Annotated in this window: 21 protein-coding genes; 19 read left to right on the top strand and 2 right to left on the bottom strand. The window is 59.9% G+C overall.

The annotated features are described in order from the left end of the window. Positions 1 to 7: 7 nt before the first annotated feature. The 19 genes from uppS (at position 8) to ispD (ending at position 22918) form a co-directional block, all read left to right on the top strand. The gene (uppS, locus tag JFV30_RS01225; RefSeq protein ID WP_003219323.1) at positions 8 to 763 is read left to right on the top strand and encodes a polyprenyl diphosphate synthase; all 756 of its coding nucleotides are present in this window, start codon (positions 8 to 10) and stop codon (positions 761 to 763) included. Continuing rightward, the gene (locus JFV30_RS01220) at positions 763 to 1569 is read left to right on the top strand and encodes a phosphatidate cytidylyltransferase (RefSeq protein ID WP_201121576.1); all 807 of its coding nucleotides are present in this window, start codon (positions 763 to 765) and stop codon (positions 1567 to 1569) included. The genes uppS and JFV30_RS01220 overlap by 1 nt, the downstream gene beginning before the upstream one ends. After that, positions 1566 to 2756 carry a 1-deoxy-D-xylulose-5-phosphate reductoisomerase gene (gene ispC / locus JFV30_RS01215; protein ID WP_010176754.1) on the top strand — a complete coding sequence of 397 codons (1191 nt, stop codon included), beginning with the start codon at positions 1566 to 1568 and terminating at the stop codon, positions 2754 to 2756. Before JFV30_RS01220 ends, ispC begins: the two co-directional genes overlap by 4 nt. 53 nt (positions 2757 to 2809) lie before the next feature. Further along, positions 2810 to 4162: a sigma E protease regulator RseP gene (gene rseP / locus JFV30_RS01210; RefSeq protein WP_201121575.1), complete on the top strand. Its 1353-nt coding sequence runs from the start codon at positions 2810 to 2812 to the stop codon at positions 4160 to 4162. A gap of 74 nt (positions 4163 to 4236) precedes the next feature. Then, entirely contained in the window at positions 4237 to 6624 is a 2388-nt protein-coding gene (bamA, locus tag JFV30_RS01205; protein ID WP_010176752.1) for an outer membrane protein assembly factor BamA, read from the top strand. 45 nt (positions 6625 to 6669) lie between these two features. Then, positions 6670 to 7173, top strand: a complete 504-nt coding sequence (locus JFV30_RS01200) for an OmpH family outer membrane protein (RefSeq protein ID WP_003219314.1) — start codon at positions 6670 to 6672, stop codon at positions 7171 to 7173. Positions 7174 to 7176: 3 nt separating this feature from the next. Next, on the top strand, positions 7177 to 8232 hold the full coding sequence (gene lpxD, locus JFV30_RS01195; protein WP_010176751.1) for a UDP-3-O-(3-hydroxymyristoyl)glucosamine N-acyltransferase: 1056 nt from the start codon (positions 7177 to 7179) through the stop codon (positions 8230 to 8232). 110 nt (positions 8233 to 8342) lie between these two features. After that, the gene (gene fabZ / locus JFV30_RS01190; protein WP_003219309.1) at positions 8343 to 8783 is read left to right on the top strand and encodes a 3-hydroxyacyl-ACP dehydratase FabZ; all 441 of its coding nucleotides are present in this window, start codon (positions 8343 to 8345) and stop codon (positions 8781 to 8783) included. Next, the gene (gene lpxA, locus JFV30_RS01185; protein WP_088423007.1) at positions 8780 to 9556 is read left to right on the top strand and encodes an acyl-ACP--UDP-N-acetylglucosamine O-acyltransferase; all 777 of its coding nucleotides are present in this window, start codon (positions 8780 to 8782) and stop codon (positions 9554 to 9556) included. The genes fabZ and lpxA overlap by 4 nt, the downstream gene beginning before the upstream one ends. A gap of 2 nt (positions 9557 to 9558) precedes the next feature. Then, positions 9559 to 10698, top strand: a complete 1140-nt coding sequence (gene lpxB, locus JFV30_RS01180) for a lipid-A-disaccharide synthase (RefSeq protein WP_201121574.1) — start codon at positions 9559 to 9561, stop codon at positions 10696 to 10698. Further along, positions 10695 to 11327 (top strand): ribonuclease HII, encoded by a 633-nt coding sequence (gene rnhB / locus JFV30_RS01175; protein ID WP_201121573.1) that lies wholly within the window; start codon positions 10695 to 10697, stop codon positions 11325 to 11327. Before lpxB ends, rnhB begins: the two co-directional genes overlap by 4 nt. Positions 11328 to 11440: 113 nt before the next feature. After that, a complete protein-coding gene (gene dnaE / locus JFV30_RS01170; RefSeq protein ID WP_201121572.1) occupies positions 11441 to 14962 on the top strand; it encodes a DNA polymerase III subunit alpha in 3522 nt (1173 codons plus the stop codon). A gap of 139 nt (positions 14963 to 15101) precedes the next feature. Beyond that, positions 15102 to 16049 carry an acetyl-CoA carboxylase carboxyltransferase subunit alpha gene (locus JFV30_RS01165; RefSeq protein WP_201121571.1) on the top strand — a complete coding sequence of 316 codons (948 nt, stop codon included), beginning with the start codon at positions 15102 to 15104 and terminating at the stop codon, positions 16047 to 16049. Between the two features lie 190 nt (positions 16050 to 16239). Further along, a complete protein-coding gene (tilS, locus tag JFV30_RS01160) occupies positions 16240 to 17559 on the top strand; it encodes a tRNA lysidine(34) synthetase TilS (protein ID WP_201121570.1) in 1320 nt (439 codons plus the stop codon). 273 nt (positions 17560 to 17832) lie between these two features. Beyond that, positions 17833 to 19464, top strand: a complete 1632-nt coding sequence (locus JFV30_RS01155; protein ID WP_003219298.1) for a CTP synthase — start codon at positions 17833 to 17835, stop codon at positions 19462 to 19464. 5 nt (positions 19465 to 19469) lie between these two features. Further along, a complete protein-coding gene (kdsA, locus tag JFV30_RS01150) occupies positions 19470 to 20315 on the top strand; it encodes a 3-deoxy-8-phosphooctulonate synthase (protein ID WP_003219295.1) in 846 nt (281 codons plus the stop codon). A gap of 156 nt (positions 20316 to 20471) precedes the next feature. Further along, positions 20472 to 21761, top strand: a complete 1290-nt coding sequence (gene eno, locus JFV30_RS01145) for a phosphopyruvate hydratase (RefSeq protein WP_003219294.1) — start codon at positions 20472 to 20474, stop codon at positions 21759 to 21761. Positions 21762 to 21932: 171 nt separating this feature from the next. Then, entirely contained in the window at positions 21933 to 22211 is a 279-nt protein-coding gene (ftsB, locus tag JFV30_RS01140) for a cell division protein FtsB (protein ID WP_003219292.1), read from the top strand. Further along, a complete protein-coding gene (ispD, locus tag JFV30_RS01135; RefSeq protein WP_169387230.1) occupies positions 22208 to 22918 on the top strand; it encodes a 2-C-methyl-D-erythritol 4-phosphate cytidylyltransferase in 711 nt (236 codons plus the stop codon). The genes ftsB and ispD overlap by 4 nt, the downstream gene beginning before the upstream one ends. 1 nt (position 22919) lies before the next feature. Here ispD and JFV30_RS32960 read toward each other — a convergent pair whose 3' ends face one another. After that, positions 22920 to 24116 (bottom strand): membrane-targeted effector domain-containing toxin, encoded by a 1197-nt coding sequence (locus JFV30_RS32960; protein ID WP_242487004.1) that lies wholly within the window; start codon positions 24114 to 24116, stop codon positions 22920 to 22922. Then, positions 24080 to 25963 (bottom strand): dermonecrotic toxin domain-containing protein, encoded by a 1884-nt coding sequence (locus tag JFV30_RS32955; RefSeq protein WP_242487003.1) that lies wholly within the window; start codon positions 25961 to 25963, stop codon positions 24080 to 24082. Before JFV30_RS32955 ends, JFV30_RS32960 begins: the two co-directional genes overlap by 37 nt. Positions 25964 to 26002: the final 39 nt, after the last annotated feature.

Here is a 26002-nt window from a genome sequence, read left to right as displayed (position 1 = left end):
CGCCTTCATGGAAAAGACCAAGCAGACTGTGCCCTCCGTGGTGCCGCGCCATGTCGCGATCATCATGGACGGGAATAATCGCTGGGCGAAGAAGCGCTTTATGCCGGGTGTTGCCGGGCATAAAGCGGGTGTCGATGCTGTACGTGCCGTGATCGAGGTGTGTGCCGAGGCCAAGGTCGAAGTGTTGACCCTGTTCGCGTTCTCCAGTGAAAACTGGCAGCGCCCGGCCGAGGAAGTCAGTGCCTTGATGGACCTGTTCTTCAAGGCCCTGCGTCGTGAGGCCAAGCGCCTGAACGAGAACAACATCAGCCTGCGCATCATTGGTGACCGCTCGCGGTTCCATCCCGAGCTGCAGGCGGCGATGCGTGAGGCCGAGGCGATCACTGCCGGCAGCAACCGTTTTGTGCTGCAGATTGCAGCCAACTACGGTGGCCAGTGGGATATCGCCCAGGCTGCGCAGCGTCTGGCGCGGGAAGTACAGGCCGGTCATTTGCGTCCGGAAGACATCACGCCCGAGCTGTTGCAAACCTGTCTGGTGACCGGCGACCTGCCGTTGCCCGACCTGTGCATTCGTACCGGTGGCGACCACCGCATCAGCAACTTCCTGTTGTGGCAGTTGGCCTATACCGAATTGTACTTCTCCGACCTGTTCTGGCCGGACTTCAAACACGATGCCATGCGCAACGCGCTGGCCGATTTCGCTTCCCGTCAGCGTCGTTTCGGTAAAACGAGCGAGCAGATCGAAGCTGGAGCCCGGGTTTAATGCTTAAACAACGAATCATCACGGCGCTGATCCTGCTGCCCATTGCCCTGTGCGGGTTTTTCCTGCTTGAAGGGGCGAATTTCGCGCTGTTCATCGGCCTGGTCGTGACGCTGGGTGCCTGGGAATGGGCGCGACTGGCCGGTTTCGCCGCGCAGTTGCCGCGTGTGGTGTACGCCGCAGTTGTGGCGCTGTTGATGTTCCTGATGTACATCCTGCCGGACGTAGCGCCCTGGGTGCTGGGGGCGGCGGTGTTGTGGTGGGCGTTGGCGACCTATTTGGTGCTGACTTTTCCTGGCTCCAGCAGCCACTGGTCCAGTGTCGCCTGCAAGCTGGTGATCGGCCTTTTGATTCTGCTGCCCGCCTGGCAAGGGCTGGTCTACATCAAGCACATGCAGTTGGGTAACTGGCTGATCATGGCGGTGATGGTGCTGGTGTGGGGGGCCGATATCGGTGCCTACTTCTCCGGCCGTGCTTTCGGCAAGCGCAAGTTGGCGCCGGCTGTCAGCCCGGGCAAAAGCTGGGAGGGCGTGTATGGCGGCCTGGCATTGACCCTGGTGATTACCGTTGTGGTCGGCGTGGTGCGTGGCTGGACCGTCAAGGAAGTGCTCTTGTCCCTGGTGGGCGCGGCCGTGGTCGTGTTCATCTCGGTGGTCGGTGACCTGACCGAAAGCATGTTCAAGCGTCAGGCCGGGATCAAGGACAGCAGTAACCTGCTGCCGGGTCACGGTGGCGTGCTCGACCGTATCGACAGCCTGACGGCTGCGATCCCGATCTTTGCCGTGCTGCTGTGGATGGCTGCCTCGTGAGCCGCCTGCAACAGGTCACCGTGCTGGGCGCTACCGGCTCGGTGGGGCTAAGCACCCTCGATGTCATTGGCCGTCATCCCGAGCGTTATCAAGTATTCGCATTGACCGGTTTCAGTCGCCTGAGCGAGCTGCTGGCATTGTGTGTGCGCCACGCTCCGCAATACGCAGTCGTGCCCGAAGCGGCAGCAGCACGTGGCTTGCAGGACGACCTGCGCGCTGCGGGCCTGGCGACCCGGGTGCTGGTGGGGGAGGAGGGGTTGTGCCAGGTGTCGGCTGACCCTGATGTCGACACCGTAGTCGCGGCAATTGTCGGCGCTGCCGGCTTGCGTCCGACCCTGGCCGCCGTTGATGCGGGCAAGAAGATTCTGCTGGCCAATAAAGAAGCCCTGGTAATGTCCGGTGCGCTCTTTATGCAGGCGGTGCGCAAGAGCGGCGCCGTGCTGTTGCCGCTGGACAGCGAACACAATGCGATTTTCCAGTGCATGCCCGGTGATTTTGCGCGTGGGTTGAGCCAGGTTGGGGTGCGTCGGATTCTGCTGACAGCCTCTGGCGGTCCGTTCCGGCAGACACCGCTGGCCGACCTGGAGCATGTTTCCCCTGATCAGGCGTGTGCGCATCCGAACTGGTCCATGGGTCGCAAGATCTCGGTGGACTCGGCGAGCATGATGAACAAGGGCCTGGAATTGATCGAGGCCTGCTGGCTGTTCGATGCCCGGCCGGATCAGGTCGAGGTGGTGATCCACCCGCAAAGTGTGATTCATTCCCTGGTGGATTACGTGGATGGCTCGGTGTTGGCCCAGTTGGGTAACCCGGACATGCGCACGCCGATCGCCAATGCCCTGGCCTGGCCGGAGCGAATTGACTCGGGTGTGGCGCCGCTGGATCTGTTTGCCATCGCCCGTCTGGATTTCGAAGCCCCCGACGAGCAGCGGTTTCCTTGCCTGCGCCTGGCGCGGCAGGCGGCAGAGGCGGGTAACAGCGCGCCGGCGATGCTGAATGCGGCGAACGAAGTGGCGGTGGCGGCGTTTCTTGAACGGCGCATCCGTTTTCCGCAGATCGCGAGTATCATCGAAGACGTTTTGAACCTTGAACCTGTGGTTGCCGTGAATGATCTGGGCGCGGTGTTCGAGGCGGATGCAAAGGCCCGGGCCTTGACCGGGCAATGGTTGAACCGCAATACGCGTTAGCCTTTGGGCGTGTTTTAGCCTTCAGGGACTGGATTGAGATGCGGAGAAATTAGATGAGTGCGCTCTACATGATTGTCGGCACCCTGGTTGCTCTGGGTGTGCTGGTTACCTTCCACGAGTTCGGCCATTTCTGGGTCGCGCGTCGTTGCGGCGTCAAGGTACTGCGCTTTTCCGTAGGCTTCGGAATGCCCTTGCTGCGCTGGCACGACCGTCGCGGCACCGAGTTTGTGATCGCGGCCATTCCGTTGGGTGGCTACGTCAAGATGCTCGATGAGCGCGAAGGCGAAGTGCCGGCTGATCAGTTGGATCAATCCTTTAATCGCAAGACCGTCCGTCAGCGCATTGCCATCGTCGCAGCGGGTCCGATCGCCAACTTTCTGTTGGCCATGGTGTTCTTCTGGGTCCTGGCCATGCTGGGCAGCCAGCAGGTGCGTCCGGTCATTGGTGCCGTCGAGCCGGACAGCATGGCGGCCAAGGCTGGCCTGACCGCCGGGCAGGAAATTGTTGCAGTTGATGGCGAGCCAACCACGGGGTGGGGCGCGGTCAATTTGCAGTTGGTGCGTCGTCTGGGTGAAAGCGGCATCGTGAAACTGGTGGTGCGTGAGCAGGACTCCACCGCTGAAACGCCGCGCGAGCTGACCCTGGACCACTGGCTGAAGGGCTCTGATGAGCCTGATCCGATCAAATCCCTGGGCATTCGTCCATGGCGCCCGGCCTTGCCGCCGGTACTGGCAGAGCTGGATCCGAAGGGGCCGGCCCAGGCCGCAGGTCTGAAAACCGGTGACCGCCTGCTGGCGCTTGATGGCCAGGCACTGAACGACTGGCAGCAAGTGGTCGATCTGGTGCGTGTACGCCCTGATACCAAAATTGTGCTGAAAGTCGAGCGCGATGGTGCTCAAATCGACGTCCCCGTAACCCTGGCCGTTCGCGGGGAAGCCAAGGCGGCCGGGGGTTACCTGGGCGCAGGGGTCAAAGGTGTCGAGTGGCCACCTTCGATGGTGCGAGAGGTCAGTTTCGGACCGGTGGCGGCAATTGGCGAGGGTGCGAGACGCACCTGGACCATGAGTGTGCTGACCCTCGATTCCCTCAAGAAAATGTTGTTCGGCGAGCTCTCGGTAAAAAACTTGAGTGGACCGATAACCATTGCTAAAGTGGCGGGCGCTTCTGCCCAGTCGGGCGTTGTAGATTTCCTGAATTTCCTGGCTTATCTGAGTATTAGCCTTGGGGTTCTGAATTTGTTGCCCATTCCAGTATTGGATGGGGGGCATCTGTTGTTTTATCTGGTCGAGTGGGCGCGTGGTCGCCCCTTGTCGGATCGGGTGCAGGGTTGGGGGATACAGATCGGTATCAGTTTGGTGGTCGGGGTGATGTTGTTAGCCCTGGTCAACGATCTGGGACGACTGTAACGCTTCGCTGAATTGCGAATCTGCCGCATTTTGCGGCAGTTTGTTTATTGCCAGTTGGAATAAGAAAGGACTTCATGAAACGTCTGCTGCTAACTGCGGTTCTCACCGTATTGATGATCGCCGAAGTTCACGCCGAGTCCTTCACCATCTCCGATATTCGCGTCAACGGCCTCCAGCGGGTTTCCGCGGGTAGCGTCTTTGGTGCCTTGCCGTTGAACGTCGGGGAACAGGCTGATGACCGTCGCCTGGTGGAATCCACTCGTGCGCTGTTCAAAACCGGGTTCTTTCAAGATATCCAACTGGGTCGTGAAGGCAACGTCCTCGTCATCACTGTCGTCGAGCGGCCTTCTGTCGCCAGTATCGAGATCGAAGGCAACAAGGCGATCTCTACTGAAGACTTGATGAAAGGTCTCAAGCAATCCGGCCTTGCCGAAGGCGAGATCTTCCAGCGTGCCACCCTTGAAGGCGTGCGTAACGAGCTGCAACGCCAGTACGTTGCCCAGGGTCGTTACTCGGCCACCGTCGAGACTGAAGTGGTCCCGCAGCCGCGTAACCGCGTTGGCCTGAAGGTCAATATCAATGAAGGTACCGTGGCGGCCATCCAGCACATCAACGTGGTGGGTAACACCAAGTTCGCTGATGACGACCTGATCGACCTGTTCGAACTCAAGACCACCAACTGGCTGTCGTTCTTCAAGAACGATGACAAGTACGCCCGCGAAAAACTGTCCGGTGACCTGGAGCGTCTGCGTTCCTACTACCTGGACCGTGGCTATATCAACATGGATATCGCTTCGACCCAGGTGTCCATCACCCCGGACAAGAAGCACGTCTATATCACTGTCAACGTCAACGAAGGCGAGAAGTACAAGGTTCGTGACGTCAAGCTCAGCGGTGACTTGAAAGTGCCTGAAGACCAGGTCAAGTCCCTGTTGCTGGTGCAGAAAGACCAGGTGTTCTCGCGCAAGCTGATGACCACCACGTCCGAGCTGATCACCCGTCGCCTGGGTAACGAAGGCTATACCTTCGCCAACGTCAACGGCGTACCGACCCCGCACGATGAAGACCACACCGTTGACATCACCTTCGTCGTCGATCCGGGCAAGCGTGCCTACGTGAACCGCATCAACTTCCGTGGCAACACCAAGTCTGCTGACGAAGTGCTGCGCCGTGAAATGCGTCAGATGGAAGGTGGCTGGGCGTCGACTTACCTGATCGACCAGTCCAAGGTTCGCCTTGAGCGTCTGGGCTTCTTCAAGGAAGTCAACGTCGAAACCCCGGCTGTACCGGGTGTGGATGACCAGGTTGACGTGAACTACGCCGTAGAAGAGCAGGCTTCCGGTTCGATTACCGCCAGTGTCGGTTTCGCCCAGAGTGCCGGTCTGATCCTCGGTGGTTCGATCACCCAGAACAACTTCCTCGGTACCGGTAACAAGGTTTCCATCGGCCTGACCCGAAGCGAATACCAGAGCCGCTATAACTTCGGTTATGTCGACCCCTACTGGACTGCTGACGGTGTGAGCCTGGGCTACAACGCCTTCTACCGCACAACCGACTACAAAGACCTCGACGTCGACGTTGCAAGCTATGCAATCGACAGCCTGGGTGTTGGCGCCAACATCGGTTACCCGATCAGTGAGACCTCGCGTCTGACCTTCGGCCTGACCGCGCAACAAGACAAGATCAAGACCGGTGTGTACACCGTGGATGAGATCTTCAACTTCGTGCGTAAAGAAGGTGACCAGTTCCTGAACTTCAAGGCTTCGGCCGGTTGGTCGGAATCGACCCTGAACAAAGGTGTACTGGCAACCCGTGGCCATTCCCAGAGCCTGACTCTGGAAGCAACCACGCCGGGCAGCGACCTGTCGTTCTTCAAGCTCGACTACCGTGGCCAGTTGTTCCAGCCATTGAGCGAAAACTACACCATGCGCCTGCACACCGAACTGGGTTACGGCGATGGTTATGGTTCGACCAGCGGCTTGCCGTTCTATGAGAACTACTATGCTGGTGGTTTCAACTCGGTACGTGGCTTCAAGGACAGCACCCTGGGTCCTCGTGGTACCCCAAGCCGTGGCGTGGGCGTGACCGGTAACCAAGGTACCGTGGCTGACTCGGACAACGACCCGCTGCCATTCGGTGGTAACGTTCTGATCCAGGGTGGTGCGGAGATCCTGTTCCCGCTGCCATTCGTGAAAGATCAGCGTTCCCTGCGTACTTCGGTCTTCTGGGATGTGGGTAACGTGTTCGACTCCAAGTGCGAACAGGTCACCAACCCCAATGGCTCGAAGTCCAACACGCAGTGCAACGACGTAAGTCTGAGCAACCTGGCAAGCTCTGTCGGTGTGGGTGTGACCTGGGTGACGGCGCTGGGCCCGTTGAGCTTTGCTCTGGCCATGCCGATCAAGAAACCGGATAACGCTGAAACCCAGATTTTCCAATTCTCCCTCGGCCAGACGTTCTAAGCGTCTGACCCAAGATAACGACAACGGATTCTGTAGGAGTACATCGTGCGTAAGTTGACTCAATTGGTTCTCCTGGCGACTGTCCTGGTAGCGACCCCGGCCTTTGCCGAAATGAAGATTGCTGTTCTGAACTATCAGATGGCCCTGCTGGAATCCGATGCGGCCAAGAAATATGCCGTGGATGCAGAGAAGAAGTTCGGTCCTCAACTGACCAAGCTCAAGACTCTGGAAAGCAGCGCCAAAGGTATCCAGGACCGTCTGGTAGCCGGTGGCGACAAGATGCAGCAAGGCGAGCGCGAGCGTCTGGAGCTTGAATTCAAGCAAAAGGCCCGTGACTACCAGTTCCAGTCCAAGGAGCTGAACGAAGCCAAGGCTGTTGCTGACCGTGAAATGCTCAAGCAGCTCAAGCCGAAACTCGACAGCGCCGTGGAAGAAGTCATCAAGAAAGGTGCCTTTGACCTGGTGTTCGAACGCGGCGCCGTCATCGACGTTAAACCTCAGTACGACATCACCCGTCAGGTGATCGAGCGCATGAATCAGCTGAAGTAAGCCATGACTGCGACTATCAAGCTCGGCCAATTGGCCGAGTTCCTGGGGGCCACCTTACGTGGCTCCCCGGAGAAGGAAATTACTGGGCTAGCCACCTTGCAGGAGGCTGGCCCAGCTCAGTTGAGCTTCCTGGCAAACCCCCAATACCGTAAATACCTGGGCGACAGCCGCGCCGCAGCTGTGTTGCTGAAGGCCGCTGATGCCGAAGGGTTTACCGGGGATGCGCTGGTTGTTGCCGACCCGTACCTGGCATACGCCAGGGCGTCGCACCTGTTCGATCCAAAACCCAAGGCTGCTGCCGGTATCCATCCGACTGCGGTGATCGCCGATGACGCGCAGGTCGACCCTGCCGCGAGCATCGGTGCTTTTGTGGTGATCGAAAGTGGCGCACGCATCGGCGCGGGCGTGACGATCGGCGCGCAGTGCTTTATCGGTGCCCGCAGTGAGGTGGGTGCCGGTGGTTGGCTGGCTCCGCGCGTGACCCTGTACCACGATGTGCGTATTGGCGAACGTGTCGTGATTCAGTCGGGCGCCGTGATCGGTGGCGAGGGCTTCGGCTTCGCCAACTCGAAAGGCGTGTGGCACAAGATTGCCCAGGTGGGCGGCGTGTTGATCGGCGACGACGTTGAAATTGGCGTCAATACGGCTGTTGACCGCGGTGCCCTGGCCGATACCGTCATTGGTAACGGCGTAAAACTGGATAACCAGATTCAGATCGCCCACAACGTGCAGATTGGCGATCACACCGCCATGGCCGCATGCGTGGGGATTTCCGGCAGCACCAAGATTGGCAAGCATTGCATGCTCGCCGGCGGTGTTGGCCTGGTGGGCCATATCGAAGTGTGCGACAACGTATTCATTACCGGCATGACCATGGTGACCCATTCGATTACCGAACCTGGGTCCTATTCATCCGGTACGGCCATGCAGCCTGCGGCCGAATGGCGCAAGAGCGCGGCGCGTCTGAGGCAGCTCGACGATATCGCTCGGCGCCTGAAACATCTGGAAAAGCGTGTTGGGGACGTGACCCCTGGCGGTAATGCTTCATCAGATGGCTGATACCATTTCCATATCAAGTGTGCACAGCCGCTAGACTGCCTCCTTGATTTGCTAGAGGGGCGTGCCTTAGTCCGCACGCTCCCAATCTTTATTACAGGCTTCCCCCCGAAATGATGGACATCAACGAGATTCGCGAATACCTGCCTCACCGTTACCCGTTCCTGCTGGTGGACCGGGTGACGGACCTCAATGTTGAGGAAAAGCGCATTCGTGCCTACAAGAATGTCAGCATCAACGAACCGTTCTTCAACGGTCACTTCCCTGCGCATCCGATCATGCCGGGCGTGTTGATCATTGAAGCGATGGCCCAGGCTGCCGGTATCCTTGGTTTCAAAATGCTCGACCTGAAGCCTGCCGATGGCACGCTCTACTATTTCGTGGGCTCCGACAAACTGCGCTTCCGCAACCCGGTCACTCCGGGCGATCAGTTGATCCTGGAAGCCAAGTTCATCAGCTGCAAGCGCCAGATCTGGAAGTTCGAATGCCAGGCTTCGGTCGATGGCAAGCCGGTGTGCTCGGCTGAAATCATCTGTGCGGAACGCAAACTATGAGTTTGATTGACCCTCGCGCAATCATCGATCCGACGGCCGTACTGGCCGCCGACGTTGAGGTCGGCCCCTGGTCGATCGTCGGCGCAGGTGTGGAAATCGGCGAGGGGACAGTCATCGGGCCGCACGTGATCCTCAAAGGCCCGACGCGGATTGGCAAACACAACCGCATCTATCAGTTTTCATCGATAGGCGAAGACACCCCGGACATGAAGTACAAGGGTGAAGAAACGCGCCTGGTAATCGGTGATCACAACATCATCCGTGAAGGCGTGACCATTCACCGCGGTACCGTTCAGGACCGCGCCGAGACCACCCTGGGTGATCACAACCTGGTGATGGCCTATGCGCACATCGGTCATGACAGCGTGATTGGCAACCATTGCATCCTGGTCAACAACACCGCGTTGGCCGGCCACGTGCACGTTGACGATTGGGCGATCCTGTCCGGTTTCACCCTGGTCCATCAGTACTGCCATATCGGCGCCCACAGCTTTTCCGGCATGGGCACCGCGATCGGCAAGGACGTTCCGGCGTTTGTAACGGTATTCGGCAACCCGGCCGAAGCACGCAGCATGAACTTCGAGGGCATGCGCCGTCGGGGTTTCAGCGAAGACGCGATCCACGCTCTGCGCCGTGCCTACAAAGTGGTTTACCGCCAGGGGCTGACGGTTGACCAGGCCTTGACCGAACTGACGGAGCCAGCCGCACTGTTTCCGGAAGTTGCGATATTCCGTGACTCGATCCAGTCGTCGACTCGCGGCATCACCCGCTGATCATGGCCAAGCTGCGTATAGCGTTGGTGGCCGGAGAAGCTTCCGGCGATATTCTCGGTGCAGGCCTGATGCGAGCCCTCAAGGCTCAGCATCCGGCGGTTGAATTCATCGGTGTCGGTGGTCCGCTGATGCAGGCTGAAGGCTTGACGTCCTACTTTCCCATGGAGCGCTTGTCGGTCATGGGGCTGGTAGAAGTGCTGGGCCGTTTGCGCGAGCTGCTGGCCCGCCGCAAAAAGCTGATCCAGACCCTGATCGAAGAAAAGCCCGACGTCTTCATCGGAATCGACGCGCCGGACTTCACCCTCAATATCGAACTCAAGTTGCGTCAGGCCGGGATCAAGACCGTGCATTACGTCAGCCCCTCCGTGTGGGCGTGGCGGCAAAAGCGCGTGCTGAAGATCCGTGAAGGCTGCGACCTGATGCTCACCCTGCTGCCGTTCGAGGCCCGGTTCTACGAAGAGAAGGGCGTGCCGGTGCGGTTTGTCGGCCACACCCTGGCCGACACCATTCCGCTCCAGGCCGACCGTGCGGCGGCTCGTGTCGAACTGGGCTTGCCTGAGGGGCCGTTGGTGGCCTTGATGCCGGGCAGTCGGGGCGGTGAAGTGGGGCGTCTTGGTGCGCTGTTTTTTGATGCCGCCGAACGCCTGCAAGCCCTGAAGCCGGGCGTGCGCTTCGTATTGCCGTGCGCGAGCCCTCAGCGCCGTGCGCAAATTGAAGAATTGCTGGTAGGGCGCAACTTGCCGTTGACCCTGCTCGACGGCGGCTCGCACCTGGCGCTGGCCGCCTGCGATGCGGTGCTGATCGCTTCCGGTACCGCGACCCTGGAGGCCTTGCTCTACAAGCGCCCGATGGTCGTGGCCTATCGCCTGGCGCCGCTGACCTACTGGATTCTCAAGCGGATGGTCAAAAGTCCCTACATCTCCCTGCCCAATTTGCTGGCCCAGCGTCTGCTGGTGCCCGAGTTGTTGCAGGACGATGCGACGCCTGAAGCCCTGGCACGCACTCTTTTCCCGTTGATCGACGGTGGCGAAGAGCAGACCCGTGGGTTTGACGAGATTCACCGCACCTTGCGCCGTGATGCGTCGAATCAGGCAGCGGATGCTGTGCTGACCTTGATCGGCCAAAAACAGGAAGCCCTATGAAGACGCAAATGGGTCTGGATTTCAGCCTGGTGGCCGATGCCCTGGATCTGGTGGCCGGCGTCGACGAAGTGGGCCGTGGCCCGCTGTGTGGCGCGGTCGTCACCGCAGCCGTAATCCTCGACCCGAACCGCCCGATCCTCGGCCTCAACGATTCGAAGAAACTCACTGAAGCCCGTCGCGAAAAACTCTTTGACGAGATCTGTGAGAAGGCCCTGAGCTGGCACATCGCCCGGGCCGAAGTCGAGGAAATCGACAAACTGAACATCCTGCACGCCACCATGCTGGCCATGCAGCGTGCCATTGAAGGCCTGCACATCACCCCAAAAATGGCGATGATCGACGGCAACCGCTGCCCCAAGCTGACGATGCCTGCTGAAGCAGTGGTAAAGGGCGACAGCAAGGTGCCGGCCATTGCCGCTGCGTCGATCCTGGCCAAGGTCAGCCGTGACCGAGAAATGGCGGCTTTTGAATTGATCTACCCTGGCTACGGCATCGGTGGGCACAAAGGCTACCCTACGCCCGTTCATCTGGAAGCTTTGGTGCGCCTGGGGCCAACCCCAATCCACCGCCGCTCGTTCGCCCCGGTTCGCCAGGCTTACGAGGCTCGGGAAAGCCTGATCGAGGTTTAGCGGCAAGGCTGATGTTTTTGCCAAGGCCCGGTACAATCCGGCCTTTAAAGCGCAGTAGCTTTAAATGCCGGATTTCCGGGCCTTGTTGTTTTCACGTTTTGTACAGGATCACTATGCCGGCTTCATTCGTTCACCTGCGCCTGCACACTGAATACTCCCTGGTCGACGGCCTGGTACGGATCAAACCGCTGGTCAAAACCCTGGTGGGCATGAACATGCCTGCCGTGGCGGTGACCGACCAGAACAACATGTGCTCCCTGGTCAAGTTCTACAAGGCCGCCATGGGCGCCGGCATCAAGCCGATCTGCGGCGCCGACCTGTGGCTGTCGAACAAGGACCCGGATAACCCATTGAGCCGCATCAGCCTGTTGGCGATGAACGGCGTCGGTTATCGCAACCTCACCGAACTGATTTCCCGTGGCTTTATCGATGGCCAGCGCAACGGCTCGATCATCATCGAGCGCGAGTGGGTGGCCGAGGCCAGCGAAGGGCTGATCATGCTCTCGGCGGCCAAAGAGGGTGAAATCGGCATCGCGCTGTTGGGCGGCAACCCCCACGAGGCGGAAGTGCTCGCCCGTGAATGGATGGACGTGTTCCCCAACCGGTTCTACCTGGAAATCCAGCGCACCAACCGCCCCAATGATGAAGAGCAGTTGCACGCCGCCGTGGCCCTGGCTGAAAAGCTGGGCGCGCCGCTGGTAGCGACCAACGATGTGCGCTTTATCAGGAAGGAAGACTTCGAGGCCCACGAAACCCGCGTCTGCATTGGCGAAGGCCGGGCGCTGGATGATCCGCGCCGCTCGAAAAACTACAGCGAAGAGCAGTACCTCAAAAGCGCCGATGAAATGGCCGAGTTGTTCAGCGACCTGCCCGAGGCCCTGGAAAACTCCGTTGAAATCGCCAAGCGCTGCAATATTGAAGTGAAGCTGGGCAAGCACTTCCTGCCCAACTTCCCGATTCCCGATGGCATGACCATCGACGAGTATTTCCGCAAGGTCTCGTTCGACGGCCTGGAGGAGCGCCTGAGCGTCCTGTTGCCCAAGGACACCACCGAAGATTACGAAGCCAAGCGCCAGGTCTACGTCGACCGGCTGAATTTCGAGCTGGATATCATCATCCAGATGGGGTTCCCCGGTTACTTCCTGATCGTTATGGACTTTATCCAGTGGGCCAAAAGCAACGGCGTGCCGGTGGGCCCAGGCCGTGGATCGGGTGCCGGGTCGCTGGTGGCCTATGTGCAGAAGATCACCGACCTCGACCCGCTGGAATATGACCTGCTCTTCGAACGGTTCCTTAACCCGGAACGGGTATCGATGCCCGACTTCGACGTCGACTTCTGCATGGATGGTCGCGACCGGGTAATCGAATACGTGGCCGAGAAGTACGGCCGCAACGCCGTAAGCCAGATCATCACTTTCGGTTCGATGGCGGCCAAGGCGGTAATCCGCGACGTGGCCCGGGTGCAGGGCAAGTCCTACGGCCTGGCTGACCGCCTGTCGAAGATGATCCCGTTCGAAGTCGGCATGACCCTGGAAAAAGCCTACGAGCAGGAAGAAATCCTGCGGGACTTCATCAAGGTCGATGAAGAAGCGGCCGAAATCTGGGACATGGCGCGCAAACTCGAAGGCGTGGTGCGTAACGTCGGTAAACACGCCGGTGGTGTGGTTATCGCGCCCACCAAGCTGACGGATTTTTCGCCGATCTATTGCGACGAAGAAGGCGACGGCCTGGTAACCCAGTTCGACAAGGATGACGTGGAGGCGGCCGGCCTGGTGAAGTTCGACTTCCTTGGCCTGCGTACCCTGACGATCATCGACTGGGCGCTGAAGACCATCAACCGCGACCGCGCCAAGGTCAACGAGCCGCCGCTGGATATCGCGTTTATCCCGCTGGACGACAAACCGACCTACAGCCTGCTGCAAAAAGCCGAAACCACGGCCGTCTTCCAGCTTGAATCCCGCGGCATGAAAGAGCTGATCAAAAAGCTCAAGCCCGACTGCCTGGAAGACTTGATTGCACTGGTGGCCCTGTTCCGTCCGGGCCCGCTGCAATCGGGCATGGTGGATGACTTCATCAACCGTAAGCACGGGCGTGCCGAACTGGCTTACCCGCACTCCGATTACCAGTACGAAGGCCTCAAGCCAGTACTGGCACCGACCTACGGCATCATCCTGTATCAAGAACAGGTGATGCAGATTGCCCAGGTCATGGCCGGTTACACCCTCGGTGGCGCGGACATGCTGCGTCGGGCCATGGGTAAGAAAAAACCCGAGGAAATGGCCAAGCAGCGCGGCGGTTTCATTGAAGGTTGCGCCACCAATAACATCGACGCTGACCTGGCCGGTAACATCTTCGACCTGGTAGAGAAATTCGCCGGTTACGGCTTCAACAAATCCCACTCCGCCGCCTATGGCCTGGTGTCGTACCAGACCGCGTGGCTGAAGGCTCACTACCCGGCGCCGTTCATGGCGGCGGTACTGTCTGCGGATATGCACAACACCGACAAGGTCGTGACCTTGATCGAGGAAGTGCGCACCATGAAGCTGCGCCTCGACGCGCCGGACGTGAACACTTCCGAGTTCAAGTTCACGGTGAACGACGAAGGCCGCATCATCTATGGTCTTGGCGCGATCAAGGGCGTGGGCGAAGGCCCGGTGGAGGCGATTACCGAAGCGCGTCAGGACGGGCCGTTCAAGGACCTGTTCGATTTCTGCGCCCGTGTCGACCTCAAACGCATCAACAAACGGACCCTTGATGGCTTGATCCGCAGCGGCGCCCTGGATCGCCTGGGCCCGCACTTCCATGATGAGCCGAAGGCTTACCAGGCCAACATTGACCGCAACCGTGCGGTGCTGCTGACGGCCATGGAAGAAGCGATCAAGGCCGCCGAGCAGACCGCCCGCACCCACGACAGTGGCCACGCCGACCTGTTTGGCGGGCTGTTCGTCGAAGCAGACGCTGACGTCTACGCCAACCACCGCAAGGCCAAGGACCTGACCCTGAAGGAACGCCTCAAGGGCGAGAAAGACACCTTGGGCCTGTACCTCACCGGTCACCCGATTGACGAGTACGAAGGCGAAATCCGTCGCTTCGCCCGTCAGCGCATCATCGACCTGAAGCCGGCGCGGGATACCCAGACCGTCGCGGGCATGATCATCGCCCTGCGGGTGATGAAAAACAAAAAGGGCGACAAGATGGGTTTCATCACCCTCGACGACCGCTCGGGCCGGATCGAAGCGTCGCTGTTTGCCGATGCGTTCCACTCCGCCCAATCGCTGCTGCAGACGGACGCGATGGTGGTGGTGGAAGGGGAAGTCAGCAACGACGACTTCTCCGGCGGCCTGCGCCTGCGGATCAAGCGCGTGATGAGCATGGAAGATGCCCGCACCAATCTGGCCGAAAGCCTGCGCCTGAAAGTGCGCACTGATGCGCTCAAAGGCGATCAGCTACGCTGGTTGGGTGACTTGCTCAAGCGTCATCGTGGCGCGTGCCCGGTGACCATGGAGTACACCGGCAATGATGCCAAGGCCATGCTGCAGTTCGGCGAGACCTGGAGAATCGACCCGGGCGATGGCTTGATTCAAGCATTGCGTGACCAGTTCGGGCGTGACAACGTCTTCCTCCAATACCGTTGACGGTCAGGCCGTACAAACAACGCCTGATCTCGACCGAACATTTAATCTCGACCTAACCGCGCCTCTCCCTTAAGGTAGGGCGCGAATAGACAACCGGCTGGCCAGGCACTCCCTGGCCGTCGACCCAAGACGGACGCTTATGAACCCGAATTTTCTTGATTTCGAACAGCCGATCGCTGACCTGCAAGCCAAGATCGAAGAGCTGCGCCTGGTCGGCAATGACAATTCGCTGAATATCGGCGATGAAATCGCTCGCCTGCAAGACAAGAGCAGCACGCTCACCGAAGACATCTTCGGCAAGCTGACCAGCTGGCAGATCGCGCGCCTGGCCCGCCACCCGCGCCGTCCGTACACCCTGGACTACATCGAGCACATCTTCACCGAGTTCGACGAGCTGCACGGCGACCGTCATTTCTCCGACGACGCGGCCATCGTGGGCGGTATCGCCCGCCTGGACGACCAGCCTGTCATGGTGATCGGTCACCAGAAAGGCCGTGAAGTGCGCGAGAAGGTTCGCCGCAACTTCGGCATGCCGCGCCCCGAAGGCTATCGCAAGGCCTGCCGCCTGATGGAAATGGCCGAGCGCTTCAAGATGCCGATCCTGACCTTCATCGACACCCCGGGCGCCTATCCGGGTATCGACGCTGAAGAGCGCAACCAGAGCGAAGCGATTGCCTGGAACCTGCGGGTGATGGCCCGCCTGAAGACGCCAATCATCGCGACGGTGATCGGCGAAGGCGGTTCCGGCGGTGCATTGGCCATTGGCGTCTGCGACCAACTGAACATGCTCCAATATTCGACCTACGCGGTGATCTCGCCGGAAGGTTGCGCTTCGATCCTGTGGAAAACCGCCGAGAAAGCGCCGGACGCTGCCGAAGCCATGGGCATCACCGCTGATCGCCTGAAAGGCCTGGGCATCGTGGATAAAGTGATCGCCGAACCATTGGGCGGCGCCCACCGTGACCCGGCTGCCGCTGCAGCGACCATTCGTGCCGAACTCAGCTCGCAACTGTCGATGCTCAAGAAGTTCGACAACGAGGCGCTGCTGGCCCGCCGTTACGAGCGACTGATGAGCTACGGCCTCTAAGCTGACGCCTTACTAAATGTGGGAGCGGGCTTGTGTGGGAGCTGGCTTGCCTGCGATAGCATCAACTCGGTGCAATAGATAAACCGAGTTGTCTGCATCGCGGGCAAGCCCGGCTCCTGCACAAGCCCGCTCCCACATTTGCTTTGTGTATGCTGGGTTATCGCATTCCAGATTGACGGCGTCCTTTGCCATGAAGCCCACCTTGACCGCCAAGCTCCTGCAAGCCCTCGCACCCTGGCGCAACGCCCCGGCCTGGCATATCGCTTTCTCCGGCGGTCTCGACTCCACCGTCCTGCTGCACCTTCTGGCCAGTCTGGCCAAAACTGACCCACTCCCGCCACTCAGTGCGCTCCATGTGCATCATGGGCTGCAAGCGGCGGCTGACGCGTGGCCGGCTCATTGCCAGGCCGTGTGTGACGCCCTGGGCGTGCCCCTGCAAGTGATCCGTGTGCACGTGCAACCTGGCGCAAGCCTGGAGCGCGCCGCCCGTGACGCGCGGTATCAGGCGTTTGCCGAGGTCACCGGGGCAGGGGAGTTGCTGATCACCGGCCAGCACCGCGACGATCAGGCCGAAACCTTGTTGTTCCGCTTGTTGCGTGGGGCCGGGGTGCGTGGGCTGGCAGCAATGCCTGCGCAGCGCCCGTTGGGGGATGGCTACCTGGCGCGGCCGCTGCTGGAGGTGTCCCGCGCCGTTCTGGAAGCCTACGCCCGTGAGCAAGGCTTGACCTGGATCGAAGACCCGTCCAACGCCGATCCGCGTTTCTCGCGCAATTACCTGCGCCATCATGTTTTTCCGCGGCTGACTGAACGCTGGCCTCAGGCCGTCAGCACCATGGCCCGCAGCGCCGAACACTTGAGCGAAGCCCAGGGTCTGCTCGACGAACTGGCGCAAATGGACCTGCTGGCCGCCAGCCAACCCTCGGTATTTCCCTGGCTGGCGTTGCCGTCGCTGGCCCTTGAGCCACTCGCCGCGCTCTCCGAGGCCCGCCAGCGCAACGCACTCATGCACTGGCTGACACCGCTGACACGCTTGCCCGACAGCGAGCACTGGGCCGGCTGGCAGGCCTTGCGCGATGCCAAGGAAGACGCACAGCCTCTGTGGCGCCTGGCCGACGGCCAATTGCATCGCGGCGGCGGGCGCATCTGGTGGTTACCGGCCAGTTGGCCGGAATTTTTGGATGCGCCGGTGAGCTGGTCACACCCGCAAAACCCACTACAGTTACCCGGTAACGGCCAACTGCATTTCAGTGGCAACGCACCTGAAGGCCCTTTGAGCATCCGATATCGCCAGGGCGGCGAAATCATGGAATTGCCAGGCCGGGGCCGGCGCGACCTGAAGCGGTTGCTTAACGAAAGTGCAGTGCCAGGCTTCATCCGTGGCAGATTGCCGCTGCTGTATCAGGGCCAACAATTGCTGGCCGTGGCCAACCTGCCGGGGCTTGTGGCAGGTGGCCATGCCGGTTGGCAATTACATTGGATGCCACCAACCTGCGATCAAGGTTTGAGCTGATAGAGCCTTTCCGGTAGACTACGCTCCCTTCTTGATACAACTTCTGTGGATTCGCCTGAATCGCAGCAGTTGCCGATTACCAAGCAGTCTTTGCTGGGCGATTCCAAAAAATGTGTAGCGATCAACGTACCGGTGTTTCATTGCTGGTCTGTCACAACGCGGCGGTTTTTTTGAAAGGTGCACTGTGATTAATGCAGGTGATCGGGGGCTTCGGCCTTCCTTCGCTTTCCCCGGCGGCTCGGACCGCTTTAACGCAGACTTCTAGGGTTTTTCATGACGCGCTACATATTCGTCACGGGCGGTGTTGTTTCTTCATTGGGGAAAGGCATTGCCTCCGCTTCATTGGCGGCCATCCTGGAGGCGCGGGGACTTAAAGTCACCATGCTCAAGCTGGACCCGTACATCAACGTTGACCCGGGCACCATGAGCCCGTTCCAGCACGGTGAAGTGTTCGTCACCCACGACGGCGCCGAGACCGACCTGGACCTGGGCCACTACGAGCGGTTCATCCGCACGACCATGACCCAGAACAACAACTTCACCACCGGCCGTGTCTACGAGCACGTGCTGCGCAAGGAGCGCCGTGGTGACTACCTGGGTGCAACCATCCAGGTGATCCCGCACATCACCGACGAAATCAAGCGCCGCATCATCAAGGGTGCAGGCGATGCCGACGTGGCGATGGTCGAGATCGGTGGCACCGTGGGTGACATCGAGTCCCAGCCGTTCCTTGAAGCCATCCGCCAGTTGCGTTTCGAAGTCGGCGCCAAGCGCGCGATGCTGATGCACCTGACACTGGTGCCGTACATCGCTACCGCCGGCGAAACCAAAACCAAGCCTACCCAGCACTCGGTCAAGGAACTGCGTTCCATCGGCCTGCAGCCGGACGTGCTGGTATGCCGCTCCGACCACGCGATCGACATCGCGTCGCGTCGCAAGATCGCCCAGTTCACCAACGTTGAAGAACGTGCGGTCATCGCTCTGGAAGACGCCGACACCATCTACAAGATCCCGGGCATCCTGCATTCCCAGGGCCTGGATGATTTTGTCGTCGAGCGCTTCGGCCTGCAGTGTGGCGGTGCCGATCTGTCCGAGTGGGAAGCCGTGGTCGACGCCAAGCTCAACCCTGAGCATGAAGTCACCATCGCCATGGTCGGCAAGTACATGGAGCTGCTGGACGCCTACAAGTCGCTGATCGAAGCGATGAGCCACGCGGGCATCAGCAACCGTACCAAGGTCAACCTGCGCTACATCGACTCCGAAGACATCGAGAACCAGGGCACTGCGCTGCTGGAAGGCGTTGACGCCATCCTGGTTCCGGGCGGCTTCGGCTTGCGTGGCGTGGAAGGCAAGATCACTGCCGTCCAGTACGCTCGTGAGAACAAGGTGCCGTACCTGGGTATCTGCCTGGGCATGCAAGTGGCGGTCATCGAGTTCGCCCGTAACGTGATGGGCTGGAAAGACGCCAACTCCACCGAGTTCGATCGCACTAGCGGTCACCCGGTCGTGGGCCTGATCACCGAGTGGGAAGATGCCACCGGCGCGGTCGAAACCCGTACCGAAGCCTCCGACCTGGGCGGCACCATGCGCCTCGGCGCGCAGGATTGCCTGCTGGAGCCGGGTTCCCTGGTTCACGATTGCTACGGCAAGGACGTGATCGTCGAGCGTCACCGTCACCGTTATGAAGTGAACAACAACCTGCTGCCGAAAATCATGGAAGCCGGCCTGAAAATCTCCGGTCGTTCCGGTGATGGCGCGCTGGTTGAAGTGGTTGAAGCACCGGATCATCCATGGTTCGTGGCGTGCCAGTTCCACCCGGAGTTCACCTCGACCCCGCGCGACGGTCACCCGTTGTTCAGCGGCTTCGTTAAAGCAGCACTGACGCAACATCAGAAGAAGGCGTAAACCTGATGGCCCAGAAGATCATTCGCGTAGGCGACATCGAGATTGCCAACGACAAGCCCATGGTGCTGTTCGGCGGCATGAACGTGCTGGAAAGCCGCGACATGGCGATGCAGGTCTGTGAAGAGTACGTGAAGGTGACCGAGAAACTCGGTATCCCTTACGTGTTCAAGGCCAGTTTCGACAAGGCCAACCGTTCGTCCGTGACCTCCTACCGCGGCCCGGGCCTTGAAGAAGGCATGCGGATCTTCCAGGACATCAAGCAAGCCTTCGGCGTGCCGATCATCACCGACGTCCACGAGCCGGAACAGGCTGCCGTGGTCGCCGAGGTGTGCGACATCATCCAGTTGCCGGCCTTCCTGTCGCGCCAGACCGACCTCGTGGTCGCCATGGCCAAGACCGGCGCTGTGATCAATATCAAGAAAGCCCAGTTCCTCGCCCCCCAGGAAATGAAACACATCCTGAACAAGTGCGTGGAAGCGGGTAACGACCAGTTGATCCTCTGCGAGCGGGGTTCGAGCTTCGGCTACAACAACCTCGTGGTGGATATGCTCGGTTTCGGCATCATGAAACAGTTCGAATACCCGGTGTTCTTCGACGTGACCCACGCGCTGCAAATGCCCGGTGGTCGCGCCGATTCCGCTGGCGGGCGACGTGCCCAGGTACTGGACCTGGCCAAGGCCGGCATCAGCCAGTCCCTGGCAGGTTTGTTCCTGGAAGCCCACCCGGACCCGGACAACGCCAAGTGCGACGGCCCATGCGCCCTGCGCCTGGACAAGCTGGAGCCCTTCCTGGCCCAGTTGAAGCAGTTGGACGACCTGGTCAAGAGTTTTCCGACGGTAGAGACCGCGTAAGCGCCATTTCTCCGGTAGACTTTCCCTCGCTTTACGCTCAGGCCCGCGGGCCTGAGCCTTGTCGCCTGCAAGCCTGCCCGTTGTTCCACCCTTGCGGTCGGTCAAAAGATTTCCTTCAGCTGCGTCGTTTTCGTCAACTTTGGAGTGTTTACAACAATGGCAAAAATCGTCGACATCAAAGGTCGTGAAGTTCTCGACTCCCGTGGCAACCCTACCGTCGAAGCCGACGTGCTTCTCGATAACGGCATCATCGGCAGCGCCTGCGCGCCGTCCGGTGCTTCCACAGGTTCCCGCGAAGCGCTGGAACTGCGTGATGGCGACAAGAGCCGTTACCTGGGCAAGGGTGTACTCAAGGCGGTCGCCAACATCAATGGCCCGATCCGTGACCTGCTGCTGGGCAAGGACCCGCTTGACCAGAAAGCCCTCGATCACGCGATGATCAAGCTCGACGGTACCGAAAACAAAGGCAGCCTGGGCGCCAACGCCATCCTCGCCGTGTCCCTGGCGGCTGCCAAGGCCGCTGCACAGGACCAGGACCTGCCGCTGTACGCCCACATCGCCAACCTGAATGGCACCCCGGGTGTCTACTCGATGCCGGTGCCGATGATGAACATCATCAACGGTGGCGAGCACGCTGATAACAACGTCGACATCCAGGAATTCATGGTGCAGCCGGTTGGCGCCAAGACCTTCTCCGAAGGCCTGCGCATGGGCACCGAGATTTTCCACCACCTCAAGGCTGTGCTGAAGGCCCGTGGCCTGAGCACTGCAGTGGGTGACGAAGGGGGCTTCGCGCCGAACCTGGCGTCCAACGAAGATGCACTGAAAGTGATCTCCGAAGCCGTGGCCAACGCTGGCTACAAGCTGGGCACCGACGTGACCCTGGCCCTGGACTGCGCGGCCAGCGAATTCTACGAAGACGGCAAGTACAACCTGTCCGGTGAAGGCCACGTGTTCACCTCCGAAGGTTTTGCCGACTACCTCAAGGGGCTGACCGAGCGCTACCCGATCATCTCGATCGAAGACGGCCTGGACGAGTCCGACTGGGCCGGCTGGAAAGTCCTCACCGATAAAATCGGCGAGAAAATCCAACTGGTGGGCGACGACCTGTTCGTCACCAACACCAAGATCCTGAAAGAAGGCATCGACAAAAAGATCGCCAACTCGATCCTGATCAAGTTCAACCAGATCGGCACCCTGACCGAAACCCTGGAAGCCATCCAGATGGCCAAGGCTGCGGGCTACACCGCCGTGATCTCCCACCGCTCCGGCGAAACCGAAGATTCGACCATTGCCGACCTGGCCGTGGGCACTTCGGCCGGGCAGATCAAGACCGGTTCCCTGTGCCGTTCCGATCGCGTTTCCAAGTACAACCAATTGCTGCGTATCGAAGAGCAACTGGGCGGCAAAGCCAAATACAACGGTCGCAGCGAGTTTCGCGGCTGATTGTTAAATGGTAAAAGGTCAGCGGATTACGTCGGAAAAATCACGACAGCGTGAATTTCGACGCTAATCTCATGACTAACAAGCACAAGCCTGGTTTTTCCAGGCTTCGTGCTATCAGTTGCATCAAAAGTTTTGCATGGCTGTCTTTTTTCACTGGATACCCGATATTCGATGCGCAGTCCCAATTGGTTGTTCCTCGTCTTGCTCTTGCTGCTGGCTGGCCTGCAGTACCGCCTTTGGGTGGGGAATGGCAGCTTGGCGCAGGTCACCGAACTGACCCAGCAAATTGCTGCACAGCACGCCGAAAACGAGGTGCTGCTGGAGCGCAATCGCGTGCTCGATGCCGAAGTGCTTGAATTGAAAAAAGGCATGGAGACCGTTGAAGAACGGGCTCGTCATGAGTTGGGCATGGTCAAGGAGGGCGAAACCCTCTACCAGTTGGCCCAATGAGCAGCTCGTCACCGGCCTTCTGGGCCGTGATTCCTGCCGCGGGCGTAGGTGCCCGTATGGCCGCGGACCGTCCCAAGCAGTACCTGCAGTTGGGCGGGCGCACTATTCTCGAACACAGCCTTGGCTGTTTCCTCGACCACCCGGACCTCAAGGGGCTGGTGGTCAGCGTCGCTGTTGATGACCCTTACTGGCCAACCCTGGCCTGCGCCACCGACCCGCGCATCGTGCGTGTGGACGGCGGCGAAGAGCGCTCGGGTTCAGTGCTTAACGCCTTGCTGTACTTGCATGGCCAGGGCGCCGGCGATGATGACTGGGTGCTGGTGCACGATGCGGCCCGGCCCAACCTCAACCGCGACGATCTCGACAAACTGCTCTTTGAGCTGGCCAACGATGCCGTCGGCGGGCTGCTGGCGGTGCCGGCGCGAGATACCCTCAAGCGCGCCGACAAGCATGGCCGGGTACTGGAAACCGTTGACCGCAGCGAGATCTGGCAAGCCTACACGCCGCAGATGTTTCGCCTGGGCGCGCTGCATCGGGCCCTCGCCGACAGCCTGGTCTCGGACGTGGTCATCACCGACGAAGCCTCCGCCATGGAATGGGCCGGGCACGCACCGCGCCTGATCGAAGGCCGTTCCGACAATATCAAGGTCACCCGCCCGGAAGACCTCGAATGGCTGCGCCAGCGTCGGGCCAGCCAGTCCGTTTGATTCAGTCGGGCACCTGCTCAACGCCGGGCCTGGTTTTCAGCGCATCCACCAAGGCCTGCAGGCTGTTGAAGGGTTTCTGGTCGATTGACCAACCCGGTGCGGTGATGGAAAACAGTGCGCCGGTTTGATTGACCTCAATGGTTTGGACATTGCCTCGCCGTGACCGGTAGAGAATCTGCGCCGTGGTGGTGGGCGTGGCCGCCGATAGCAGGAACTGGCCGGGTTTGTTCAGTTGTGTCTGCGGCGATTTGGCGGCCAGGCTGTGGGATGGGCCGGGAAGCACCGGTGCCGTTTTTTGCAATGAAGCGGTATCAACCCGTAATACAAAGTCGGCCTTGACCGTCGCATCTCCCTTGCCTATTCCCATGCTGGAGGTTCGTCCAGGATCTGCTTCGATCCCCAGTCGCTGCCCGACGCGTGCGTCCTCTATCCGCAGGCTGATACTGCCCGTCAGCTCGGCCAGGCCGGGGATGCCCCGGTAAGTGTTGGTGTGGCTGTCACCGACCAGCGCGACCCATTTCCCGGGATGGCTCTTGGTGGTCTGGACCCACTGAATCACCTCGGTCGCGTAGAAATTCATCATGCGTTGGCGAAGGGTGCCGTTGACGTCCGCCATGTCCCTGATCATGTAGCTGGCGGTGCAGTCGATGGGCTGGATCTTGATCCCGGCCTCCCGGGCTTTGATCAGGACATTCTGAAACGAGTAGTGGCTATCGCTCCGGGGTGGGTAGATACCTCTCAAGTAACTTCTCAATTCATCGGACATGCTTGCTGTCCTGGAGCGGTAGAACAGCTTGATCAGCGGGGTATGAACATCGGTCAACAGGTGCTCAAGATAGATCCGCTTCACCCCTTCTCGCGCCAGCGCCTGCATGTTGTCCATCAGAAAAGCCTTGCTCGACAGCGCCTCGTGGCTTTCGCCCAGCACCAGTCCGTCGCTGGCGCTGAAAAGTTTGTGGATGATGCCGGTTTGGGATTCGTCGAGGCTGAAGGTTGGTAGCACCGGTTGTACGTGGTGAAAGGTGCGGTGGTTAAAAAAGGTCGTCGAGTCAGCGGCCAATTTGTTTCTTTTTTCAAAGAACAGATTTCGGGTGTCCCTGAGCGATTGCTGCCGGCTTCCAAGGGGCTCGAAGTCTTCGGAAAACGAACTGTGGTCGCTCATCATTCCCGAGAGGGTTTCGCGCAGCGGAGTCGGCATTTCATAGGCATTGAATAAACTTGAATGGGCCGGGCCTCCAAAAAAGCGGTATATGCGCTGCCAGCCGTTGCGAAAGGCGCCGCCCCGTTCAGCCCCGCTATCCGCCATTTCAGATCGGGGCTTTGTATGGCGTAGAGCCCGGTGGCGTAGATTTTCAAGGGGGTTGCCGGATCATTCACGAACAGTTCGAAAAAACCGCTCTCGTCGGGGGTCATGTACGTAATAAACGATTCGCCAAGTAACTTCACGGTTTGCAAACCGGCGGGGCGGGGCCGTGTACTCAGTATTCGGCCTTGGTCTTGGACAGACGTCGAACGGCTGGAAACGATGCTGACCTTGATGTTGCCGCTCGCCTGCCGGACCGCCTTGCCCAATTGGCTGCGCAAGCCGTTGAGGGTGACGGCGGCCTGGCTGCCGAGGCCATGGATCGCCACGGGCATAGCATTCAGGGCGCCGAAGATAATCCGTTCCGTGCCCTTGGGTTTGCCTCTGAGTACGTCGTCGGTACCCATCGCCATCTCGGTGAGGCCTTGGGTCAGGAAGCAAAACTCCGCAAGCAGGGCCGACCTCATGGCAAGGGCCAGGGGGATCGCCAGCAGGCAGCCTTTTTCCAGGGTGTCGAGGGTATCTGTCTTGTGGGTATCGAGCGGCGAAACGATGGTGCTCGCCATCAGCCTGCTGATACGTGCTTTCACCTGTCGGGTTATATAGTCGAAAGGATTGCCGCTCAGCGCCGGGTACATGGCGTTGTTGAGGTATTGCTCCGGGTCCCAATAGGCGTTTGGCAGCAGGCTGTTGAACAGGCCGGATTTCGGGGCCGGGCCGGGAAACGCCGACATTCCCACCAGGGCTTCCTCGACCCCGCTGTAGATCAAGCCGGAGTCGACCGTTTCGGGTTCGAAATGGTTGGTCAGGGCTTTGCGTTGAGTGGCCGTCTTGGCCATGTCCACCAGCCACGCGCGCATGGAGGTCGGGTTGATAAACCCGTGGAAGGGTGACGAGTTGCCCGGAATGTAGAGCAGGGTGATCTGGCTCTGGTTGTCTGTGATGGTGAGAATGTCGGTGGCTTCGCTGTTGTGGATGCGCAGCAAACGCAGAGAAAGATTTTTATCCAGGACGTAGGGCGCCTGCAGGTCTTCCAGGGACAAGTTGCTGAAGTCCTTGTTGATGCCGACGCCCGCTGCCCGCGCCGCCAGCTGGCGCTCTTCATCGGTCAGGGTGAATTCTTCGAATTGATTCAAATAGCCTTCGATGAAGGCCATGCGCATCAGGGTTTTGTAGTTCTCCTGGTGCTTGTCCCAGAACGCCGTGATGGCCTCGTTGTAAACCTGTTCGAAATTGCTTGATCGCACGGCGCTGCGAAAGGTTTGCGGCGAGATGTTCAATTGGGTGCTTGGCCCGTACGCCTGTGGATCGCTGCGCAGGTAAATCGCTTCATAGCGCCGTGGGGGAATCCAGCCGGCCGCGATGAACTCTTCGTTGAACATTGCCGGGATGCGGTTATCCATCAGGCGCGGCAACTCGGGGACGATGGTGAAATACGGCGCGGTCATGGAGAAGCCCGTGATGTTGACCAGGCCGCCGGGCGCCTCGGGGGCGTTGGCGATCATCGCTTCGGTCAAGGTCATCGACTGGACGATGGCGCCGGTGAAGGGCGCGTCGGGGTTGTCGGTGTTGTATTCGAGGGTGGTCAGCAGCGTGGTGTCAGGGTCCAGTTCTTCGTTGCAGAACGGTTGGGCGTGCTCGCGAATCAACCGGGCAGCGATCTCGCCGGGCACCGGGAAATCGGCCAGGACCTTGCGGATAAAGTGATTGGTGCGATGGATCTGTGGGGTGTGGGTGGTCATCTGCTTGCCTTCACGCAATGGAAATTGCGTGTATTTGCA

This window comes from Pseudomonas sp. TH32 (assembly GCF_016650855.1).
In the GTDB taxonomy this organism is placed as follows: domain Bacteria; phylum Pseudomonadota; class Gammaproteobacteria; order Pseudomonadales; family Pseudomonadaceae; genus Aquipseudomonas.
Note: the sequence above shows the minus strand (reverse complement) of the source record. Positions and strands in the feature narration are given on the sequence as shown.

Bases quoted from the DNA above. Each gene is read 5' to 3' on its own strand.
- uppS (WP_003219323.1), top strand. From the start codon at position 8: ATGGAAAAGACCAAGCAGACTGTGCCCTCCGTGGTGCCGCGCCATGTC.
- JFV30_RS01220 (WP_201121576.1), top strand. From the start codon at position 763: ATGCTTAAACAACGAATCATCACGGCGCTGATCCTGCTGCCCATTGCC.
- rseP (WP_201121575.1), top strand. From the start codon at position 2,810: ATGAGTGCGCTCTACATGATTGTCGGCACCCTGGTTGCTCTGGGTGTG.
- bamA (WP_010176752.1), top strand. From the start codon at position 4,237: ATGAAACGTCTGCTGCTAACTGCGGTTCTCACCGTATTGATGATCGCC.
- lpxD (WP_010176751.1), top strand. From the start codon at position 7,177: ATGACTGCGACTATCAAGCTCGGCCAATTGGCCGAGTTCCTGGGGGCC.
- fabZ (WP_003219309.1), top strand. From the start codon at position 8,343: ATGATGGACATCAACGAGATTCGCGAATACCTGCCTCACCGTTACCCG.
- lpxA (WP_088423007.1), top strand. From the start codon at position 8,780: ATGAGTTTGATTGACCCTCGCGCAATCATCGATCCGACGGCCGTACTG.
- lpxB (WP_201121574.1), top strand. From the start codon at position 9,559: ATGGCCAAGCTGCGTATAGCGTTGGTGGCCGGAGAAGCTTCCGGCGAT.
- rnhB (WP_201121573.1), top strand. From the start codon at position 10,695: ATGAAGACGCAAATGGGTCTGGATTTCAGCCTGGTGGCCGATGCCCTG.
- dnaE (WP_201121572.1), top strand. From the start codon at position 11,441: ATGCCGGCTTCATTCGTTCACCTGCGCCTGCACACTGAATACTCCCTG.
- JFV30_RS01165 (WP_201121571.1), top strand. From the start codon at position 15,102: ATGAACCCGAATTTTCTTGATTTCGAACAGCCGATCGCTGACCTGCAA.
- tilS (WP_201121570.1), top strand. From the start codon at position 16,240: ATGAAGCCCACCTTGACCGCCAAGCTCCTGCAAGCCCTCGCACCCTGG.
- JFV30_RS01155 (WP_003219298.1), top strand. From the start codon at position 17,833: ATGACGCGCTACATATTCGTCACGGGCGGTGTTGTTTCTTCATTGGGG.
- kdsA (WP_003219295.1), top strand. From the start codon at position 19,470: ATGGCCCAGAAGATCATTCGCGTAGGCGACATCGAGATTGCCAACGAC.
- eno (WP_003219294.1), top strand. From the start codon at position 20,472: ATGGCAAAAATCGTCGACATCAAAGGTCGTGAAGTTCTCGACTCCCGT.
- ftsB (WP_003219292.1), top strand. From the start codon at position 21,933: ATGCGCAGTCCCAATTGGTTGTTCCTCGTCTTGCTCTTGCTGCTGGCT.
- ispD (WP_169387230.1), top strand. From the start codon at position 22,208: ATGAGCAGCTCGTCACCGGCCTTCTGGGCCGTGATTCCTGCCGCGGGC.
- JFV30_RS32960 (WP_242487004.1), bottom strand. From the start codon at position 24,116: ATGCCGACTCCGCTGCGCGAAACCCTCTCGGGAATGATGAGCGACCAC.
- JFV30_RS32955 (WP_242487003.1), bottom strand. From the start codon at position 25,963: ATGACCACCCACACCCCACAGATCCATCGCACCAATCACTTTATCCGC.